At 34.0% G+C, this 20,217-nt stretch carries 20 protein-coding genes (1 of these 20 only partly in view); 3 read left to right on the forward strand and 17 right to left on the reverse strand.

Annotated features, from left to right (window positions below; all coding sequences use genetic code 11):
• The 5 genes from tsaB to rpmH all read right to left on the reverse strand — a co-directional run.
• A protein-coding gene (gene tsaB / locus QYS49_RS00040; RefSeq protein ID WP_308349577.1) for a tRNA (adenosine(37)-N6)-threonylcarbamoyltransferase complex dimerization subunit type 1 TsaB crosses the window boundary here: on the reverse strand, nt 1–644 show its 5' portion. It extends 70 nt beyond the left edge of the window; only the first 644 of its 714 coding nucleotides appear in the window; the start codon lies at nt 642–644; its stop codon lies beyond the left edge, outside the window.
• Nucleotides 641–1,453 carry a sulfite exporter TauE/SafE family protein gene (locus QYS49_RS00045; RefSeq protein ID WP_308349578.1) on the reverse strand — a complete coding sequence of 271 codons (813 nt, stop codon included), beginning with the start codon at nt 1,451–1,453 and terminating at the stop codon, nt 641–643. Before QYS49_RS00045 ends, tsaB begins: the two co-directional genes overlap by 4 nt.
• Nucleotides 1,453–3,114 carry a S41 family peptidase gene (locus tag QYS49_RS00050; RefSeq protein WP_308349579.1) on the reverse strand — a complete coding sequence of 554 codons (1,662 nt, stop codon included), beginning with the start codon at nt 3,112–3,114 and terminating at the stop codon, nt 1,453–1,455. Before QYS49_RS00050 ends, QYS49_RS00045 begins: the two co-directional genes overlap by 1 nt.
• A gap of 151 nt (nt 3,115–3,265) precedes the next feature.
• A complete protein-coding gene (rnpA, locus tag QYS49_RS00055; protein ID WP_308349580.1) occupies nt 3,266–3,667 on the reverse strand; it encodes a ribonuclease P protein component in 402 nt (133 codons plus the stop codon).
• Between the two features lie 21 nt (nt 3,668–3,688).
• Nucleotides 3,689–3,850 (reverse strand): 50S ribosomal protein L34, encoded by a 162-nt coding sequence (gene rpmH, locus QYS49_RS00060; RefSeq protein ID WP_308349581.1) that lies wholly within the window; start codon nt 3,848–3,850, stop codon nt 3,689–3,691.
• Nucleotides 3,851–4,025: 175 nt separating this feature from the next.
• Here rpmH and QYS49_RS00065 point away from each other — a divergent pair, with 175 nt between their 5' ends.
• On the forward strand, nt 4,026–5,723 hold the full coding sequence (locus QYS49_RS00065) for a M61 family metallopeptidase (RefSeq protein ID WP_308349582.1): 1,698 nt from the start codon (nt 4,026–4,028) through the stop codon (nt 5,721–5,723).
• 229 nt (nt 5,724–5,952) lie between these two features.
• Here the strand turns inward: QYS49_RS00065 and QYS49_RS00070 are convergent, their stop codons facing one another.
• The 10 genes from QYS49_RS00070 to QYS49_RS00115 all read right to left on the reverse strand — a co-directional run bounded on the left by QYS49_RS00070 (nt 5,953) and on the right by QYS49_RS00115 (nt 16,376).
• Entirely contained in the window at nt 5,953–6,732 is a 780-nt protein-coding gene (locus QYS49_RS00070; RefSeq protein ID WP_308349583.1) for a M48 family metallopeptidase, read from the reverse strand.
• A 2-nt stretch (nt 6,733–6,734) separates the two neighbouring features.
• Nucleotides 6,735–7,226: a magnetosome magnetite crystal formation protein family gene (locus QYS49_RS00075; RefSeq protein WP_308349584.1), complete on the reverse strand. Its 492-nt coding sequence runs from the start codon at nt 7,224–7,226 to the stop codon at nt 6,735–6,737.
• Nucleotides 7,227–7,231: 5 nt separating this feature from the next.
• Complete coding sequence (locus tag QYS49_RS00080) at nt 7,232–7,819, reverse strand: DUF4389 domain-containing protein (RefSeq protein WP_308349585.1); 588 nt, start codon at nt 7,817–7,819, stop codon at nt 7,232–7,234.
• Nucleotides 7,820–7,994: 175 nt separating this feature from the next.
• On the reverse strand, nt 7,995–9,797 hold the full coding sequence (locus QYS49_RS00085) for an acyl-CoA dehydrogenase FadE (RefSeq protein WP_308349586.1): 1,803 nt from the start codon (nt 9,795–9,797) through the stop codon (nt 7,995–7,997).
• Nucleotides 9,798–9,956: 159 nt separating this feature from the next.
• Nucleotides 9,957–11,126 (reverse strand): thiolase family protein, encoded by a 1,170-nt coding sequence (locus QYS49_RS00090; RefSeq protein ID WP_308349587.1) that lies wholly within the window; start codon nt 11,124–11,126, stop codon nt 9,957–9,959.
• Nucleotides 11,127–11,233: 107 nt separating this feature from the next.
• Nucleotides 11,234–13,636, reverse strand: a complete 2,403-nt coding sequence (locus tag QYS49_RS00095) for a 3-hydroxyacyl-CoA dehydrogenase NAD-binding domain-containing protein (RefSeq protein WP_308349588.1) — start codon at nt 13,634–13,636, stop codon at nt 11,234–11,236.
• 30 nt (nt 13,637–13,666) lie between these two features.
• Nucleotides 13,667–14,122 carry a MarR family winged helix-turn-helix transcriptional regulator gene (locus QYS49_RS00100; RefSeq protein ID WP_308349589.1) on the reverse strand — a complete coding sequence of 152 codons (456 nt, stop codon included), beginning with the start codon at nt 14,120–14,122 and terminating at the stop codon, nt 13,667–13,669.
• Nucleotides 14,123–14,554: 432 nt separating this feature from the next.
• The gene (locus tag QYS49_RS00105; protein ID WP_308349590.1) at nt 14,555–14,779 is read right to left on the reverse strand and encodes a hypothetical protein; all 225 of its coding nucleotides are present in this window, start codon (nt 14,777–14,779) and stop codon (nt 14,555–14,557) included.
• A gap of 28 nt (nt 14,780–14,807) precedes the next feature.
• Nucleotides 14,808–15,116 (reverse strand): hypothetical protein, encoded by a 309-nt coding sequence (locus QYS49_RS00110; protein WP_308349591.1) that lies wholly within the window; start codon nt 15,114–15,116, stop codon nt 14,808–14,810.
• A gap of 249 nt (nt 15,117–15,365) precedes the next feature.
• On the reverse strand, nt 15,366–16,376 hold the full coding sequence (locus QYS49_RS00115; protein WP_308349592.1) for a hypothetical protein: 1,011 nt from the start codon (nt 16,374–16,376) through the stop codon (nt 15,366–15,368).
• 191 nt (nt 16,377–16,567) lie between these two features.
• Here QYS49_RS00115 and QYS49_RS00120 point away from each other — a divergent pair, with 191 nt between their 5' ends.
• Entirely contained in the window at nt 16,568–17,008 is a 441-nt protein-coding gene (locus QYS49_RS00120; RefSeq protein ID WP_308349593.1) for a hypothetical protein, read from the forward strand.
• Nucleotides 17,009–17,115: 107 nt separating this feature from the next.
• Nucleotides 17,116–17,304, forward strand: coding sequence for an LPXTG cell wall anchor domain-containing protein (locus QYS49_RS00125; RefSeq protein WP_308349594.1), 189 nt, complete (start codon nt 17,116–17,118; stop codon nt 17,302–17,304).
• Between the two features lie 322 nt (nt 17,305–17,626).
• Here QYS49_RS00125 and nqrF read toward each other — a convergent pair whose 3' ends face one another.
• Nucleotides 17,627–18,931, reverse strand: a complete 1,305-nt coding sequence (gene nqrF, locus QYS49_RS00130; protein WP_308349595.1) for an NADH:ubiquinone reductase (Na(+)-transporting) subunit F — start codon at nt 18,929–18,931, stop codon at nt 17,627–17,629.
• A gap of 152 nt (nt 18,932–19,083) precedes the next feature.
• A complete protein-coding gene (locus QYS49_RS00135; RefSeq protein ID WP_308349596.1) occupies nt 19,084–20,064 on the reverse strand; it encodes a radical SAM protein in 981 nt (326 codons plus the stop codon).
• Nucleotides 20,065–20,217: the final 153 nt, after the last annotated feature.

The following is a 20,217-nucleotide window of genomic DNA, read 5'->3' on the forward strand; positions in this document are numbered from 1 at the left end:
TCAAAATAAGCTAAGTCTTCAAATTGTTCTTTTTCGAATTTCTTCAAAGCCATTTCACCATAAAATTGAGCTGAGGGATTTACCTTATCAATCCAAATAAATTTCTCGGATTGATCCTTTAATAATTCCCAGGCTTTTTCAGCGCCATTTCCAAAAAGGAAAATACGCTTATACTTATTAAGGTGATTATTAAATGAATTTTCATTTAGAATAAGATTAGACATCTTCTCTACGTCTACCAGATCTTCATCGGAAACCTTATAGAAAACTTCCATTCTACGCGCATCTAACATTGGAATGTAGATTGAATTATCGCCTTTATGGAAGTTTAAGACCTGAGTAGTCATACTATCTAAAGAAGAAATAGAAATTAAAGGAATTTCCAGTGCATAACACAATCCTTTTGCAGTGCTTAAGCCAATTCTCAGGCCAGTATAAGAACCAGGGCCAGAAGAAACTGCAATTGCATTGAGATCCCTCATCTGTAAATCACAATGATGAAGCAACTGTTCTATAAGTGGTGTTAAGGAATTCGAATGGGACTTTTCTAAATATAGATCTGAATTTGCGATGAGTTTTCCTTCATTATGGATAGCAACTGAGCAAATAGCTGTGGATGTTTCTATGCTTAGAATATAACTCATAACAATTCTATCAATTTTTTAATTATCACTAAAATTATAAAAGCTGAAAAGAGATAGCTTACTGCTGAAGCCTTCATTTTTCGACTTAATCTCACTCCCCATCTTGCGGTTAATAATGTGCCAATTATCAATGGTATAGTAACCTGAAAAAGAATATAGCCAGTATGAGTTACTTCAATTGATTGCATCGGTGTTTGAAAAAGGTTGAAAATCACCATCGCTAGAGAAGTAATAGTAATGACCCCTAAAGATATTGCTTTTGCTTTTTTCACGCCCATCTTAAAACCTTGATTTAGAAATGGGATAATAATAATTCCACCACCTAAACCTGTCAAGGAGGCTGTTAAGCCAGCTGATAGGCCTGTAAAACTCATTAATCTCTTTGTCCTATTAGTTGTCTCTACAAAGTTGGCTTGTTTCTTTGCATTAAATAAGGTAGAAAATAACATCGCTCCCAATAAAAATATGACTACTATATTAAATACTTCTTTAGAATAGAATGGAGTATTTACAATAAAGTGAAGCGATAATAATCCAGCTATGATAGAGGAAAAACTTATAATTAAGATTTGTTTCGGAAAGAATTCACCATGTTTGAAATGATTATATGTAGCGAAAAGTCCTGCGAAGAAAGTTCCAAAAAGAGAATTAGCAATTGTGAACTGAGCTATTTCCTCATATGGGATTCCTATAAACTGAAAAGCAATTGGCAGTATTACTATGTATACAATTCCACCACCAACACCTAACAATCCTGATATTAGACCTCCAATTAAACCCGCTAAAAACAGTAAAAAGTAAAAATCCATTACTTATCAACTTGAAGGAGTGCTTTGTATTGAGCTTCATCATTCAATAACTTGATTGCCTCATCAACTTCTTCATCGTTTTCGAATGAGGATTCAATCATACCTTGTCTTTTATGGTAACGGGAAATAATCTCTTCTTTTAAAGCTCTCTTTATTTCAGATTGAAACACTTTTAAATCTTCTTTTTTATGTTCTTGAATTTCTTTTTCAAGAACCATTATTTCTTTTTCTAAAAAATCAAAATATTTGTCACTATCAGCGGTTTCTCTCAATTCCTTAATAGTTTCCTCTGTCGCAGTTGTATAGCTATAATCCTTACCAGAAACCCATGTAGTAAATTCATTATACAAATCATCAGAAACAGAGAATTCCCGAGGATCAGGTTTTGAATTTACATTTTTATAATAATATTCGGTTGCGAAATCAAAAATGAAACCCTTTCTGATTAACTGGATAGTAATAGGTGCATACCCTTTATTGATTACTGAATGGTCAGGTGAAACCCCTCCTCCATCATACACTATTCTACCCGCTCTTGTTTTAAATTCACTTTTTAGAGAGTCAGGAATTTTACCGATGCTTCCATCTTCATTTCTATGACTGTAATCAATTGCCTGAATGCATCGTCCACTTGGAATATAATATTTAGCAGTGGTTATTTTCAATTGACTATTGTAACTTAATGGTCGAGTGGCTTGTACCAAACCTTTGCCATAACTTCTTTGGCCTACTAGTATCCCTCTGTCATAATCCTGCATTACTCCTGCCACAATTTCAGATGCTGAGGCGCTATTATTACTTATTAAAACTGCTACAGGAATATTTACATCTACAGGGTTCTTATTAGCGGTATATGTTTTATTCCATTCTTCGATTTTCCCTTTGGTGCTTACAACTTCTAAGCCCTTAGGGATAAATACATTGGAAACTTCTATGGACTCGTTTAAGAGCCCACCCGGATTACCTCGTAAATCTAAAATAACTTTTTTAGCCCCTTTTCCTTTTAATTCAACAAGGGCAGAACGAACGGAAGCACCTGCACCGCTTGAAAACTCTGTCAATCTGATATAGGCTATGTCCTCTGCAATCAAACCGTAGTAAGGAACACTTTCTACATTTATACTTTCTCTGTTAATAGAAAAATTAAGTGGCTTTTTTATTCCTTTTCTATTGATTTTAATTTCAACGGTAGTTCCGATTTGTCCTTTTAAAAGTTTATTAATTTCCTCAGTGGTATAATCATCAACTGGATTATTGTTAATTTCAAGAAGTTCATCTCCAATATTTACACCTGAAGTTTCGGCTGGTGCGCCTTCGAAAATCATCATCACCACATGGCGATCTTCAATTTTACCCATAGTAGTTCCAATTCCAGCATATTGACCTGTGGACATGATACGGTAATCTTCGATTTTATCTTCAGGAATGAAGTTTGTGTAAGGATCCAGAGATTCCAACATGGCTTCTATACCCGTTTCCATTATGTCTGTTGGATTGATCTCATCTACATAATAAGTATTGAGCTCTTTATATAAAGTGGTAAAAACATCTAGGTTCTTGATGATTTCAAAATACCTATCGTTCTTTTTTATTTGAAATGACACCAAGCCTATTAAGCCAATGGCTAAAAGTGTGATTGCTATTTTATTTGAAAGCTTCATGGACAGTTATTTACTTAATATATTACTCTAAACATAACAAACCTTTTCTGACAAGCATTTTAGATGCACTGCCTGAAAAATCTCGCAAAGCCGATAAGACGCTAAGTTTTTGCAAAGGTATTATAATGTTATCTTTTCCGAAATTTAGATTTTAATCTGTGAATTCTTGATGCAAACGCTCTAAAGTCTTTTTTAGTTTTCTAGTTAAGGCATCAGAGGGCATCTTTTTATCAGAAGTGTAAATATAAGCAATCCTTAAACTTTTACTTAGTTTTTCAGGATCAATCAAATATTTGTGATGCCTGTAGGCTTCTCTTACTTGCCTTTTAATGAAATTTCGGTCTGGAGCTTTTTTAAATTTCCTTTTGGGAACGGAAATCAATAATTGCTGAGACTTGTTTTTGGAATCAAGCGGCTCAGCAATATAAATGACCTTAAATGGGTATAAATAAAAAGAGGAGCCTTTTTCAAAAAGCTCCTGAATATCATTCCGGTGATATAAGCGCTCCCTTTTCTTAAAAGAAAAATCGTTATTGTCCGAGATTACAGACATGCGCTTAATTGCATAGAAGAATTATTTTCTATGCTTACCTTTTTCGTCTGAAACAGTTAATTTGTGACGACCTTTCGCTCTTCTTCTCGCCAAAACGTTTCTTCCATTCGCAAATTCCATTCTAGTTCTGAATCCATGTTTGTTTTTTCTTTTCCTTTGAGAAGGCTGAAATGTACGTTTCATATCTTTATATTTTAAATTTTCTCTTGTTCTTTTATAAGGGCTGCAAAGATAAGCAGTTAATTTCTTTTCGCAAAATTGTTTTTCAAAATACTATAAGAATATCTCGTTTTATATCTCCTTAGAAATCATCAACTTTACGAGGCAAAAGTATGATAAATATTTAAATAAATTGATAATGATTCAATATAGATTATCACAAAAGTTACCTCATGATTCTTTTTTACAAGTAGAAGTATTGATTAAACCGTCACAAGCTGATTTTGAAGTAAAACTCCCTGATTGGAGACCAGGCAGATATCAGTTAGGAAACTTCTCTAAATACTTGAGAAACATTAAAGCTTTCGATAAAAATGAGCAGCCATTAAATTTCAAAAAGACTAATAAAAATACCTGGAAAATTCATTGTGAAGCTGAGAAGTGTATCATTCGATATGAAATATACACTTCAATTATAGATGGTGGAAGCACATTTGTGGATGAAGAGCATTGGTATTTGAATTTCATTAACTGCCTGTTATACCAACCTGATGAAATGTATCAAGTTCATAAAGTGCAATTGGACATTCCAAATGAATGGAAAATTGCATGCGGATTGAAAAAAGAAGGTAATGATTTAGTAGCGGAAAGTTTTTATGAATTAGTGGATAGCCCTGTCTTAGCAGGTAAAAACTTACAGCATTTAAAATATCAGGTAAAGGAAACTAATTTCCATTTATGGTTTAGGGGAAATGCCGATTTAAAAAACAAGAACCAGATTTTAGATGATTTTGTAAAATTCACTGCATTGCAGATGGAAACTATGGGTGAATTTGAAAGTGAAGATTATCATTTCCTATTTCAAATCCCAGATGAAAAAGCCTATCATGGAGTGGAGCATTTGAATAGCACTTGCATAGTTTTAGGTCCGGCTAAGGAATTTAACACAGAATCCTTCTACAATAACTTTTTAGGTATCAGCTCACATGAGCTTTTTCATTATTGGAATATTATCCGAATCAGGCCAGAAGAGATGTATCCTTACAATTTCGAAAAGGAAAATTACTTCACTACTGGTTATGTAGCAGAAGGTGTAACCACTTATTATGGTAATTTATTCCTTGTTAGAAGCGGAGTAAAAGATTTAAAATGGTATATAGATGAAATTAATATACTTTTTAAGCGGCATTTTGAGAATTATGGTAGACATAACACTTCTGTTGCTGAATCATCTTGGGATTTGTGGCTGGATGGATACGAAGCAGGAATTCCCCACCGGAAGGTTTCCATTTATGTAAAAGGAGCTTTAATAGCCTTGATTTTGGATTTGAAAATCATTTTAGAATCGAATGGAGAAAAGAACCTTGATGATGTTATGAGGAAATTATGGGTCGAATTTTACAAAAAAGATAAAGGTTATAGCCCACAAGATTATTTAAAGTCAGCTGAAGAAGTTATTGGGCATGACTTAACTGATTATTCCAATAAATTCATAATAGGATGTGAGCCGGTTGAAAATGAATTGAAAAATTTATTAAGCCAATTTGGATTTGAAATGGAAATGAAAGCAAATGAAAATCCGTTTGCAAATTATTTTGGTTTAAAAGTGAATGAGGGAACAATAATTGGAATTGCGCCTGATAGTCCAGCAGAAACCGTCTTTAGGATTGGTGATGAACTAATAAGTTTTGATAATCAGAAGTTTGAAGAGGTTTTAGATTCAATACAGATTGAGGAAAATACAGATTACAGTTTCCAATTTTTCAGGAATAATTCTTTGAATAAGCTAACTCTTAAAACTAAAGACGGTGGATTTTATAACCGATATATTATTATTGAAAAAGATGAAAGAAATGCAACTGAAAATATGATGAGAGAAAAGTGGCTGAATGTGTGATTGAAAAACAAACGGGTAGGAAAAGCGAAAGGCAGCTCCCCAGCTGCCTTTCTATTTCAACCAAAACCTTACAAAGTCATTGACTTGTATAAGATGTTATAAATGTAGAATGATTTATTTTAGCAGTCAAGTACTCAATAGAATTTTTTTTATATATATTAGATAATTACTATTTTTAAATTGCTTTTCTAATTAAAGTGCAATATAGTTCTTGTCAATACATATAATTTCACTTTAAGGATTTTTTAAACTCATTCCAGTCCAAATTAATTGAATCTTCATTCAAAGAATCTCCAGCATTTTCAGAAACAAACTGAATTCTTTCTGTTAAAGCTGGATGAGAAGAAATCCATTGTAAACCATCAGGTATTTCTCTGTTCTTCTGTTTTAATTTCAAGAAAAACTGAGTTAACCTATTTGGATTAATATTAGCCTCCCTTAAATATTTAATTGCATATTCATCGGCTTCTCTTTCCATGCTTCTATTAAATCCGCTACTCACCACCATTTTGGTAATTTCCTGCATCACCAATGGATCTCCGCCAGAAATTATAAGAATCAAAGAATTCAATCCTATTTCTTTAACCAGATTCTTGATTACATGCCTATTTTCTGCATGGGCCAATTCGTGAGCTAGAACTGCAGCTAACTCTTCAGCTGACTCTGTTTGTTCAATTAAGCCAGTAAAAACAAATAACTGTCCATTGAAAGCTGTAAATGCATTTACCTGGTCAGATTTTAAAACATAAATATCATATTCATAACTAACAGTATCCATGCCTTTTGATAGCCTATTTAAAATGACATTCATAGTTGGATCTGTTAATTCTGCATCCACTGAATCAAATTCATTAAAAATTTGACGATTAAAATAATCAGCTATATCAGCCTCTTGTTCTAAGGAAACTAAATCTTTTTTATCAGTAGTAGTGGAAAAATAGGTGAAACTCGCCCAAATGGCTATGGCAACTATGACAATTCCTCCTAAATCTCTTAGGTTTTTATTCATCATCACATTTTAGGAGGTTGGTTAACCATTTTATGAGTATCTATATCCTTCTTTTTGAAAACAGACTGGTATGAAACCCTGCCGAAAAACAAAAAGTAATACATCTGACCTTTTCTGGCTTTAACAGCTCCAATTATGCTGAATATGATATAAATCAAATTCGCTATACCTACTAACCATAAATAGCCTTTAAACACATCCGTAAAGGCGTAATCTAAAAACACAATTCTTGCACCCCAAAAAACAGCCACAGCATTGAGTATACTAGTAGGGAGTTGGCTTAATAATGATTGTAAAGAGTGAAACCGAACGAACAGACTCTTTCCTTTATTAATGTAGTAATAAATTATAGCTGCTACTAAATTTAAAACAGGCAAAGGAAGCCCTGCCCCTAGTGCTGCAAACATCATAAGATATGCTCCCATTGCATCTTCCTTTTCCCGAATATCAATCTCATTGGGTTGTGGAATTGGATTATAATTTTCTTTTGTCATCGTTATTAAGGTCTACCTGAAAATGGTGGATATTCATCTGTCATATAAGCTAAGTAAAGATTAACTCTAGTTTGCCACCTCAATGTGCCTACAATAAATTCATGCCAAGAGGCAGGGAATTCTCCAGTAAATAAAACTACCCACCAAGCTATAAACACTAATATTTGTGACCAAATAAATCTAAAAAATAAAATGAACAGATGTGGAATAGCAACATAGAAAACACCAAAAAAAGCTCTTAATACTACCAATGTTCTGCTAATTCTATCCGGATATTGAATCTCTACATTTACATATTCATCTCTAGCATCTAATCCAAAAGGCGGGTAATCATCCGCTAGATTAAACATTCTAGCACTAACTCTGGTATTCCATCGAATTAATTTCTCTTGATATTCAAAAAAACTTTGCGGATATCTTCCAGTAAAAAGCACCACCCAAAAGGCTATGAAGGAAAGAATTAGTCCCCAGATTCTCATAAAGAATAACAAAAATGAATGAGGAAGGAAGATGTAAAGCCATCCAAAAAATGACCTAATCAGTAATTCGCCACGAGAGTAGCGATCCTGATGTTTAATTTCAAAAGTGAGCATGGTGTCTAATGATTAAATTAAGTCCGAATTTGTAAATTATTATGATAAATTACAATTTTCAGATTATTTAAAAACATAAGTATTATCTACAACACAGATTAAAAGGCTTTTAACCAATAAAAAAGGCTCGAGTAATCTCGAGCCTTTTGATTGATTTATATTTTAATCTTCACGATTAAAACTCATAAGCTTGTTTTTCCAAAACATGATCAGCAATTGATCTTCTTACCTCTTTCAAGTTTAATGGATCAATTTTAGTGAATCTCTTCAGACCTAACAACATCATGCGCTGCTCATCACCTTCAGCAAATGCAAAAATTGCTTCTTTACCTGCTTTATTGGCAATTTCCACTGCTCTATGCATATACAATTTGCTCATGTTGATTTGTTGTTTGCAAGCTTCCTCTCCTTTGATACTCACTAATTTCTCGGTTCTTAGTAAAGCAGATTCTGCAGCATAAACTTCAATCAACATATCAGCTAGATTCATCAATATTTCCTGTTCTTGAGAAAGTTTTTGCATATACTTTTGAACGGCCGCACCAGAAATCATTAAGCCGGCTTTTTTCAAATTAGCTAAAACTTTTTTCTCTTTAGCGAATAAAGAATCGTCTTCATCTGCTCCAAAATCTGGAATAGAGGTCAATTCTTTTTGAACGTTCATAGCAGGCGTCATCAAATCAAGTTTGCCTTTCATAGCACGCTTCAATAACATATCGATGGTTAACATACGATTGATTTCGTTTGTACCTTCGAAAATTCTGTTGATACGAGCATCACGGTAAGCTCTGTCCATAGGGGCGTCAGCTGAGAAGCCCATACCACCATAAGTTTGAACACCTTCATCCACTACATAGTCCAAAGTTTCAGAACCATGTACCTTCAAAATGGCACACTCAATTGCAAATTCCTCAACTGATTTCAATTTAGCCTCAGCTTCTGACATACCGCCAGCCACTAAATCATCATAAGCATCGTCAATATTTTGACCCGCTCTGTAAGCAGCTGATTCAGAAGCATAAGTTCTAGCCGCCATTTCAGCTAACTTATGTTTGATAGCACCAAAGCTACCTATAGATGTTCCAAACTGCTTTCTTTCATTTGCATACTGTGCTGCATTTCCTAAGATACCCTTACAAGCACCAATGGTTGAAGCCGCTAATTTAATTCTACCAATATTAAGAATATTAACTGCTATTTTGAAACCATTTTCTCTTTCAGAAAGCATGTTTTCAACTGGAACTTTACAATCGTTAAAGAATACCTGACGAGTAGAAGAACCCTTAATACCCATTTTGGCTTCTTCTTCATTCATGGTAACTCCACCGAAATCTTTCTCAATAATGAAAGCAGAAAGATTTTTATCGTCATCAATTTTAGCAAAAACAATGAAAACGTCTGCGAAACCACCATTCGTGATCCACATTTTTTGTCCGTTAACGATGTAATGCTTTTTGTCTTCTGATAAAACTGCTTTCGTTTTAGCTGCATTAGCATCAGAACCTGAATCTGGCTCAGTCAAACAATAAGAAGCTTTCCACTCACCAGTAGCTAATTTTGGAAGGTATTTTTTCTTTTGCTCAGCAGTTCCATAATATAGAATTGGCAATGTTCCAATTCCAGTATGAGCTGATAAAGCTACGGCAAACGAATGACCTGCTCCAATTACTTCAGCAACCAACATAGAAGTATTGAAATCCATTCCGAAACCGCCATATTCTTCTGGAACTGATGTTCCTAAAAGGCCTAATTCTCCTGATTTATCCAGCAATTCCGGCATTATTTCAGGATTCCCTTTAACATCATCAATTTCATCTAAACGAGGATAAACTTCTTGGTCTAAGAAATCTTTACAAGTTTGAGCAATCATTTTTTGCTCTTCTGTCCACTCTTCTGGAGTGAAAACTGCCTGAGCTGGTGTTTCTTCAATTAAAAAAGCACCGCCCTTTGCTGTGAATTTTTTTTCTGTCGTACTCATATTATTAGTATCTAGTATCTAGTAGCATGCAACTAGAAAGACATCTAGACACTTACTACTAAATTGGTTTAACAATTATTTATTTTAATTTAAATGAATTAAGATTATCAAGTGCTAGTAAAACTCTAGATACTAGCAACTTGATACTCTATACTGACTCTACATCATTTCGTAGATTCCGGCAATACCTTGACCACCACCTATACAAGCGGTAACCATACCGTATTTTCCTTGCGTTCTTTTCAATTCATTCAATACCTGAACTGAAAGTTTTGCTCCAGAACAACCTAAAGGGTGTCCTAATGCAATAGCGCCACCATTTACATTCAATTTACTTTGATCGATACCCAACTCACGGATTACTGCTAAAGACTGAGCTGCAAAAGCTTCATTTAATTCGATCAAATCTATGTCATTCAGTTTCAATCCAGCATTTTTCAATGCTTTTGGAACTGCTTCCACTGGACCGATACCCATGATTCTAGGCTCAACACCTGCAACACTAAAACCTACCATTCTGGCAATTGGCTTTACGTTTAATTCTTTGACCATTCTTTCAGACATCACCATTGTGAAAGATGCTCCGTCATTGGTTGGCGAAGAATTACCAGCTGTAACTGATCCACCTTGAGCGAATACAGGTCTTAAATTTGCTAAAGCATCTGTACTTGTTCCTGCTCTTGGTCCTTCATCTTTATCAACTGTGAAATCACGAGTTTTCTTTTTCCCGTCTTCTACATAAGTTTCCTTCACATTGATTGGCACAATTTCATCATTGAATTTACCATCCTTCTGCGCTTGAAGCGCTTTCATATGCGATTGATAAGCAAACTCATCTTGATCTTCGCGGGAAATTTTCCATTGCTGAGCAATTTGCTCCGCTGTCAACCCCATTGAAGTATAATAATCAGGAGTCTCGGTAGCGATTTTGTAATTAAGAGCAGTTTTATACCCCATAATTGGCACCATTGACATTGATTCCGTACCACCTGCAATAATGATATCTGCATAGCCAGCCTTGATTTTTGAAGCTGCTATATTAATAGCCTCTAATCCAGATCCGCAATAACGGTTGATCACCATCCCTGGCACTTCTTTACCTAAAGCTAAAAGTGAAATCATTCTACCCATTTGCATTCCTTGCTCTGCTTCCTGCACAGCATTTCCTACAATCAGGTCATCCACCATTTTATTTTCTACCCCTTCCACTTGGGAAACGAGGTGTTTGATTACATCAGAGGCTAAATCATCCGGTCGAGTGAATCGAAAGCCTCCTTTTTTGGCCCTGGTTACTGCCGTTCTATATCCTGCTACTATATATGCATCCATTAGTTCTTTGATTTAATATTTTCAATAATTTTAACTTTATCACACTTAATCTACAATTGACTATTGACAAGCCGATAAATCGAGCAAATGACAATATCAACTATCAATTAATTTCTAAGTGGTTTACCTCCTTGCAATACCGCCTGGATTCTTTCTAGGGTTTTCTTTTCCCCTAATAAAGACAAGAATGCTTCTCTTTCTAAATCCAATAAATACTGCTCAGAAACTTCCTGAGGATAAGATAAATCACCACCGCACATCGCATAAGCTAACTTTTCAGCTATCTTTTGATCGTGCTCTGAAATGTATTTACCCATCTTCATTCCATTAATACCCGCATTGAAAAGTGCGATTCCAGTTTTACCTTGAACTCTTATATCCTCTCTTTGAACAGGCATAGTATAACCAGCATCAGCTAATCGAATTGCTGCAGCTTTTGCATCAGCGATCTGACGACTTCTGTTAATACTAATTCCATCTGAAGGTCTTAAAATGCCCATTTCTTTAGCTTCATAAGCAGAAGTAGCCACTTTAGCCATTGCGATATTCATAAATGCATTTTGCAAAGCATTTAATTCTACATCACCTTCTTGGTATCTGTCAGCTACTCTAAGTGCATTTTCTTTTGTACCTCCACCACCTGGGATCACACCCACTCCAACTTCTACTAATCCTATATAAGTTTCAGCAGATGCTTGAACGTGATCGGCATGCATTGAAAGTTCACAACCTCCACCTAATGCCATGTTATGAGGAGCAACTACAACCGGAACAGCTGAATATCTGGCTCTCATCATGGTTTGTTGGAATTGACGAATCATGAAATCCAATTCATCATAATCTTGTTCGATAGCATACATGAAAACCATTCCAAGATTGGCTCCTAACGAGAAGTTTGAACCTTCATTAGAAATCACAACACCTCTATATTCTTCTTCCCCTAAAGAAATCCCTTTATTGATGGCTTCTATTACGCCTCCACCTAAAGTGTTGGATTTAGAACGGAATTCTACATTGATCACACCATCGCCTAAATCAATGATTCCGGCTTCGGCATTGCTCCATATTTCTTTTCCACTTTCTTTTAAGTTCTCTAGAATAATGAATTCCTCAGTACCTGGGATATTAACATATTTCTTGCTGTCTAGATCATAATATTGCTTTTGACCTGCTTCTACTTTATAGAAAGAATCTGCTCCAGAATCCATCATGTCATAAACCCACTGATTTGGTTTATAACCTGCTTCTTCCATTTTCTCCACCGTCTTTTTCACACCTAAAGTATCCCAAGTTTCGAATGGACCAATTTCCCAACCGAAACCAGTGCAAAGCGCCTGATCAATTCTGTATAGCTCATCAGAAATTTCAGGTATACGATTAGAAGCATATTGGAATAAGCCATAGAATGAATCTCTGTAGAATTCACCGGCTTTATCTTTTCCTCCCATTAAAACAGGGAATCTTTCTTTCAGATTAGAAATTTGCTTGGTGGACTCAAGTGTTGAAAACTTAGGCTTAGATTTTGGTTTGTATTCCATAGAATCTAAATCCAAAGTTAAGATTTCAGTTTTACCGTCCTTCTTAGTCTTTTTATAAAAGCCTTGTCCGGTTTTATCACCTAACCATTTGTTTTCTTCTAATTTCCCAATTACTTCAGGTAATTTGAAAGTGTCTCTAGCTTCATCATTCGGAAGGTTTTCATATAATCCGTTAGCTACTTTGATTAGAGTATCCAAACCTACAACATCAGAAGTTCTGAAAGTAGCTGATTTAGGGCGGCCAATTACAGGACCAGTTAGTTTGTCCACCTCATCGATGTTCATGCCTAATTTCTGCATGGATTCTACAACTTTCAAGATTGCATAAATCCCAACTCTGTTGGCAATGAAAGCTGGAGTATCTTTACATAAAACCGTGGTTTTCCCTAAATATAAATCACCATAATGCATCAAGAAATCCGTGATTTTCTGATCAGTTTTTGGTGTAGGAATTATCTCCAATAATTTTAAGTAACGCGGTGGGTTGAAAAAGTGAGTTCCAATGAAATGCTTTTGGAAATCCTCACTCCTATCTTCCAACATCATGTGGATAGGTATACCCGATGTGTTTGAAGAAATGATAGTTCCTTTGGTTCTATGTTTTTCAACATTTTCAAAAACTTGCTTTTTGATATCTAGTCGTTCAACAACGGCTTCCAATACCCAATCGCAATCTTTGATTTTGTGCATATCATCATCGAAGTTCCCAAGTGAAATTCTATTGGCAAAATCTTTATGATATAATGAAGCTGGCTTTCCTTTTAAGGTCGCTTGAAAAGCCTCGTTCACAATACGATTTCTCACCTGTGGAGACTCTTTAGTTAAACCTTGTTTTTTTTCGGCATCCGATAGTTCGAAAGGCACGATATCAAGTAAAAGCACCTCTACACCAATATTGGCAAAGTGGCAGGCGATTCTTGATCCCATAATCCCCGAACCTAAAACGGCTACTTTTTTAATGTTTCGTTTCATTTAGTCGCTGTGGTTTAAATTTTAAAAAAATTAATGAACTGATTTCTTATTATTGTAAATCTCGTTTTTGTCGATTATGTCATTCACTTTATGAATAACATCAAAAAAAGCTTCCAATTTTTCGGATTCAATAGTTTTGAATACCTCTTCATTAAAAGCTTTTACCGTTTCCCTTGAAATTGCTTTTTTCTCTACTCCCAAATCTGTTAAGAAAATTCTAACAGAGCGTTTATCTTCCGGATCAGGCTTTTTATAAATAAGCCCTTTCTCTTCCATGCTTTTTAACATACGCGTGAGGCTCCTACTTTCCAAGCCCATAAGAGGGGCGATTTTGGTGGCGGGAGTCCCTTCTTTTGTATTGATGTTTAATAATACAAAACCTATGGAAGTAGTGATTCCGTATTTGACAGCTTGCTGGTTATACATGCGTGAAATGGCATGCCAGGCTGCTTTTATATTAAAGTCGATGGATTCTTCTCTTTTCATAGAATTCAAATATACAAAAATATAGTATGCATGCATACTATATTTCAAAAAATATTTTATTCTGTAATAAAGACTATTAAAGAAGAATTAATCTTAGAAAACGTATTTTGAGGTATAAAGATGCGTGAAAATGAATTTGGGCTAATTTTGACGCTAGATACAAAAAAATGAACCACTACAGATATATGAAAGGCAAAATGACAAGCTAGGTATTTTGGTTGTAAAACGGAGTTTCCAACTAAGCTCGCATTATATTTCGTAAAGTGTACTAGACGAAGTTATGCTGAGGGAAAGCTAAAAACTAGTTGATTACCTCCAAGCTAACCAAATATTAATTCGGAAGGTGATCTATTTTGTCTAAAAGTGATTTATCATTTAGGTTTGCAAAAATTGTTCTTCCCATTACACTTACAAAAAAATCGGTTTTATCAGTTATTCCTCTCCATAATTTAAAGACAAATAAGTTTCTCTATATTCTGTTGCAGTGTCAAATGTAACAGAGCTTGCTCCTAAGTCAGCGTAACCAGACAATCTCCAATCTGTTAAGCCTTTATCTGTAAACATATATTCCACTCCTCCTGAATAATGCCAAATTTGAGTATCTCCAAAACCAGCTACCCCTGAATAAAGCTCCGTTTCCTCATCACCTCTTATCATTAATCTTTCTCGTAAAGAATAGCCAATCCTAGATTCTAATATTAACTGTTTCAGCCAAATCTCCGCTGGGTAGTGCTACTCCGGCTCTCAACTCACCACTCCATGGAAAAATAGGCTTTACATCTTGCGCTTTTACTGAGGAAATAAATGCAAACGCTAACAAAAAGAGTAAAATGGTCAATTTCAAGGATAAACCAGACTTTAAGAAATGGGGGATAATTAGAAAGGAGTTAAGGTTTAAATAAATATAATCATTATCTAAAAACGTGTATTTCTTCTTAAATTTTACATAAATGAATTTACCGGATACAATTATTTGTAAAGAGCTTAGAATCAAATTACTTTTTATAAAAACCCAAAATTATTTATAATATACGAATGATATTATTTAAGAGAGTTGAAAAGAAGAGAAATCAATTAAAATAAAAATTACTATTTACTTCGAAAATTACACGATATAATTTAAGAGTTTTAGCATTTCCAATTACCTTATTATTTCACGCTTATTTAACTAAAAAAAATGAAACATACGGGATAGATACTCTATTTTGAAATAAGTATATTAGTACATTCTTTCACCAGCACACTAGGAGAAGCTTAATTCCTCATTCTCAATATAAACGTCAAATTCTATATATCCACCCACTTCCTGTTCAAGAATATCAACCACTTTAATATATCCATGGTAAATGGAACCATCAATTTCATAATATGCAACTCTGTAGATATCACCGATGAGTGGGTTCTCAACAATGTTCCCCATATCCACTACTTCGGAATCATTACTTAAAAATTTTCTTTCCCAGTTATATCCATTTACCTTTTTATAGGATACTTTTTCATCATTTAAATATCCAAAAGAAGGAGTAAATAGAGATGTCCCTTGATTCATTTCGGGAAGATAAGTGAGGCTTAACATGGTAGATCTGTTACCACGATTGAGATTTTCACAAGAACCATCGAGTTCACATACTTGATTAGTATACTTACGAGTAAATATATTAAAACCTAGTCCACTTGAATCATCTAGAGGTTTGCCTACATAATTATTATATAATTTAAAAGAGTAATTAAGTCCCTTACTATTTATTCTTATTATCTGCTGATCATAAACTAGGCCTTTGATATCAACACCATTTTGAGTGGAGAATTCGTCAGATTCATCATCAAATTTTGCACTTACTTTATAGTGTAATCTGATATAATTTCTGTATTCTACATTTACATCAAATTCAGGAATAATAATTTTATAGCTCATCTCTCTAGAAAAGTTTTTTTCAAAAGTTTCACCATAATATTCATGTATTTTTAAGGCTCGTAAAATATTGCCAATTTGAAGATTATCTTCTGGATATACTTCTTCTACAGAAATGCTGACATTTTCGAGAGTGGCTTCAATTGCACAATTCGCTTCAAGTAAAAATTTAATTTCAAATGTATCCCCAGGTAAAAGGTATAAATCATCAAATTCTTCTCCATTTAAGGAATACGTCACACCTTCTGGCATACTAGCTTTAAGGTTATTCTGAATATGCTCTTCGTGCTTGCATCCACATAATGCAATTGCAGTAATAATAGTAATTAAAATAAATCTCATAGAGGGGAATAAATATAAATAAGGACAAAAATAAAGAAAGATTAAGTCATAAAAAACTACTTTATCAACCTAAGATCACTTTACAATCTGTACCAAATTATGTCACAAATTTAACGTTCAAGGCGCTTTTGCCTTCAAGTGATGGAATAATTAGACTTGAATTAAGTATATTTATCCAAAAATATACATTTATGAAATATACTTTTAAAGTAATTGGCATCTTATTAGTACTCATAATCTTTAATGAGAATTCTTTTGCTCAAAATTCTAACTTTTCACGAATCGGAAATGTAAATGATGAAATCATTCTGGACAAATATGAAGATTATTATCTTATCTCCTATGAGGACAACAGTATGGATTCAGAAGGCGGGACAATCACTTTCAAGCTAAGTGATAAAGAATCCACTTCTAAACTTTATGAAGTATTAAAAAATAGTTTTTCTGAAAGAAATGAAAAGCCAACAACTGTAAATCTTAAGGATAATGAAATTCGGATATATTTTAAAGAAAGAACTTTGAAAGCTGATTATGTAGAAATAATTCATGAAGATATAAATACTGAAACTACTGGCACACTACCGTGGCTTACTTTAAATGAAGTTGAAAAGCTATTTGGAAAAGAAGAGTAAATCACGAGTTAGAAGCTAGCCCAAGCATTGAAGACACTAGCATTTCAGGTGTAAGAAAAAAACAGCATTGGCTTATTCTCGTTGGTTAAGTAAAACAATGAATTCTTATGACACTTTTTTTACAATTTTTAGCTCAGATACCACAAGGAGTTCCGCATCCTGATCAAAACGAACCCTTATTATTACAAACCCCATTTGATTATATATTATATGTAGGTTTACCTATTTTAATTTTAATTGGAGGTTACTTTTGGTGGAGAAGAAAAAAGAAAAGAGAGGAAGAGGATAAGAGATAATAAACTTTCAAATATATAATTTCAGTATTAATTTAATACAGCTTCATTGTCGATATATGTTATAGAATTAAATCAATTCACAGAGATCCGGGCTTTTACTCGAAATAAGGAAACCAGTTCTTATTGAAGCACTAATCCAAACAACAGTTTTAATATTAGCAATTGGAACTCATTAAACAGCGAGGCACAATTAGAAGAAGTGAATATTAATTACGGAAGTATTACTAATGATATTCAACAGCCGAATTAATACTTTTATATTAATCTTCCAATAAAAAAGGGGCTCAAAAGCCCCTTTTTTAATTATTTAATATTATTAAGATTACCCACCGAAATCATCAAATCTGATATTTTCTGGCGGAACACCCATGTCATCTAACATCTTTAACACTGCTGCATTCATCATTGGAGGTCCACATAAGTAGAATTCTACTTCCTCTGGCTCTTTATGATGCTTTAAGTAGTTATCATATAAAGCATTGTGAATAAATCCAGTGTAACCATCACCATCTTTATCATCTAAGCTTTTCTTGATCTTCCAGTTATCTTCCTCCAATGGTTCAGATAAAGCAACATGGAATTCAAAATTTGGATTATTCTTTTCGATATCTCTAAAATGATCTACATAGAACAATTCTCTTTTAGATCTACCACCATACCAATAAGCAACTTTTCTGTCAGTTCCTTGTGTATGGAATAAGTGGAAAATGTGAGAACGCAATGGAGCCATACCAGCACCACCACCAATATAAATCATTTCAGCATCAGACTCATTGATGAAGAATTCACCATAAGGACCTGAAATCGTTACTTTATCCCCTGGTTTTCTAGTGAAAACATAAGAAGAACAAATACCAGGATTTACATCCATCCATGTATTTTTAGCTCTATCCCAAGGTGGAGTAGCAATTCTAATATTCAACATGATGATATCTCCCTCAGCTGGGTGATTGGCCATAGAGTAAGCTCTAAATATAGGCTCATCATTTTTCATCACTAAATCCCACAAACCGAAATTATCCCAATCTTCTTGGAAAATATCTTCTTTGTGGCCTAAGTCAGGATGAGGAGTAATATCAATATTTTTAAATTCACAAGTAATTGCAGGTACATCAATTTGAATATAACCACCAGATTCGAAATCTAATGTTTCGCCTTCTGGCAACTGCACAACAAATTCTTTAATGAAAGTAGAAACGTTATAGTTAGATTTAACTGTACATTCCCATTTCTTAATACCGAAGATTTCTTCCGGTATGCGAATGTGCATATCTTCTTTCACTTTCACTTGGCAAGAAAGCCTAACATTTTCTTTCTTTTCAGATCGGCTAAGATGACCTTCCTCTGTTGGTAAAACATCTCCACCACCATCTTCAACTACACATTTACACATGGCACAAGTACCACCACCACCGCAAGCAGAGGGAAGATAAATATCTTGACCAGATAGAGTTGAAAGTAGAGTAGAGCCTGCAGAAGTTACAATTGGATTGTCTTCATCTCCATTAACATAAATGTTTACTGGACCAGACTGAACTAATTTTGATTGTGCAAATAACAGAATCAATACCAATAATAGTATTAAGACGGTGAATGCAATAATTGAGGTTATAACTACTGATGTCATGAACTTTTATTTTGTTCTAAATGATTCAATTAATTGAGTTGCAAATATATTACTTAAAATGTAAACCTATAAGTTCGTTTGGATATTTTTCTAATAATATATTCGCAAATCTAACAGTTAGATGATTCAAAAAGTTGGCGGAAAGTGAAAATTTATTTAAAAATATTTTTCCAAGTACCTTTTAGTTTATTGTATTTGATTGTGGAAGGTAATGCTTTCCAAAAATATTGATTGATTTCAACTGCAAATGATGGCTGCATATAGCAGTTTATGGCACATCCTTCACATTCCGGGAGCCTTCCTTCTAATGATGCTAATTTTTGGACTTCCTCGGATTTATATAAATTAAACAAATCCCCATTTATAGGATATTCCTTTTTTCCAAGATGATAGCAAGGCAGCACTAATTCATTTTTTGGGGAAATCACCAAAGAAGATGAAGCTGCTTTGCAAACTGGGTCATCAACATGATTACCACCATTTTTCCTGAGTTCAATAAATGCCTCATTCAAATAAATATTCTTCTTTTTTCCCATTAGGGTGAGATAATCCAAATTCTCATTTGTTAAACCTCCTCCTGTCTCTACAGTATTATAATCAAAAATGGGATTGACGATCAATACCAAATCATTAGGCAAGCAGATTGATTGATAAACTTTCTCTAATTCCCCTATATTTTCATTCATAGCAGTGAATAAAATATCAGGCTTCTCTCCAAGTTCCTTAGCTATTTCTATTGATTTCATCACAAAATCAAAACAGCCCACTCCTCTTACTTCATCATGCTGTTTAGCATCCGCAAAATCTAAAGAGAAATGAAGCATATCTATTAATCCTTTTAAAATTTCTGCTTTTTTAGGATAAAGTAATCCATTGGTAGTAAGCGTAGTTATGAAACCCAGCTCTTTCGCCATCTTAAGAAAAATATGGATTTCATTATGCAAAAGAGGTTCACCACCTGTAAAATCAATAACTTTAACACCCAGTTTTTTGAGGTCTTTTAAGTTTTGTTCTACATCTTCTACCTTAATATATGGACTTGGTTTTTCCCATATATCGCAGAAATAGCAACTAGCATTGCAACGATAGGTCACATAATAATTACATAAAACTGGTTTCCTAATTAGACGCATTTTGCTAATTTAGATAGAAGGCTTTCGAAATGCTAAAATGATATCGTGAAATGAACATAAATTTTAAAATCCTTAACATACCAACCGAGGATAGCTTGCCTGCCTCTGGCAGGAATAAAATTTATTGAATTCCATCCCGATAAATACGGGACA

This window comes from Marivirga salinae, assembly GCF_030503855.1.
Classification (GTDB): domain Bacteria; phylum Bacteroidota; class Bacteroidia; order Cytophagales; family Cyclobacteriaceae; genus Marivirga; species Marivirga salinarum.

Coding starts and splice junctions, on each gene's coding strand:
- rpmH (WP_308349581.1), bottom strand. CDS start 3,850: ATGAAACGTACATTTCAGCCTTCTCAAAGGAAAAGAAAAAACAAACAT.
- QYS49_RS00075 (WP_308349584.1), bottom strand. CDS start 7,226: ATGACAAAAGAAAATTATAATCCAATTCCACAACCCAATGAGATTGAT.
- QYS49_RS00125 (WP_308349594.1), top strand. CDS start 17,116: ATGACACTTTTTTTACAATTTTTAGCTCAGATACCACAAGGAGTTCCG.
- QYS49_RS00050 (WP_308349579.1), bottom strand. CDS start 3,114: ATGAAGCTTTCAAATAAAATAGCAATCACACTTTTAGCCATTGGCTTA.
- QYS49_RS00105 (WP_308349590.1), bottom strand. CDS start 14,779: ATGATAAGAGGTGATGAGGAAACGGAGCTTTATTCAGGGGTAGCTGGT.
- QYS49_RS00120 (WP_308349593.1), top strand. CDS start 16,568: ATGAAATATACTTTTAAAGTAATTGGCATCTTATTAGTACTCATAATC.
- QYS49_RS00115 (WP_308349592.1), bottom strand. CDS start 16,376: ATGAGATTTATTTTAATTACTATTATTACTGCAATTGCATTATGTGGA.
- QYS49_RS00095 (WP_308349588.1), bottom strand. CDS start 13,636: ATGAAACGAAACATTAAAAAAGTAGCCGTTTTAGGTTCGGGGATTATG.
- QYS49_RS00080 (WP_308349585.1), bottom strand. CDS start 7,819: ATGCTCACTTTTGAAATTAAACATCAGGATCGCTACTCTCGTGGCGAA.
- nqrF (WP_308349595.1), bottom strand. CDS start 18,931: ATGACATCAGTAGTTATAACCTCAATTATTGCATTCACCGTCTTAATA.
- QYS49_RS00135 (WP_308349596.1), bottom strand. CDS start 20,064: ATGCGTCTAATTAGGAAACCAGTTTTATGTAATTATTATGTGACCTAT.
- QYS49_RS00085 (WP_308349586.1), bottom strand. CDS start 9,797: ATGAGTACGACAGAAAAAAAATTCACAGCAAAGGGCGGTGCTTTTTTA.
- QYS49_RS00100 (WP_308349589.1), bottom strand. CDS start 14,122: ATGAAAAGAGAAGAATCCATCGACTTTAATATAAAAGCAGCCTGGCAT.
- QYS49_RS00065 (WP_308349582.1), top strand. CDS start 4,026: ATGATTCAATATAGATTATCACAAAAGTTACCTCATGATTCTTTTTTA.
- rnpA (WP_308349580.1), bottom strand. CDS start 3,667: ATGTCTGTAATCTCGGACAATAACGATTTTTCTTTTAAGAAAAGGGAG.
- QYS49_RS00045 (WP_308349578.1), bottom strand. CDS start 1,453: ATGGATTTTTACTTTTTACTGTTTTTAGCGGGTTTAATTGGAGGTCTA.
- QYS49_RS00070 (WP_308349583.1), bottom strand. CDS start 6,732: ATGAATAAAAACCTAAGAGATTTAGGAGGAATTGTCATAGTTGCCATA.
- QYS49_RS00090 (WP_308349587.1), bottom strand. CDS start 11,126: ATGGATGCATATATAGTAGCAGGATATAGAACGGCAGTAACCAGGGCC.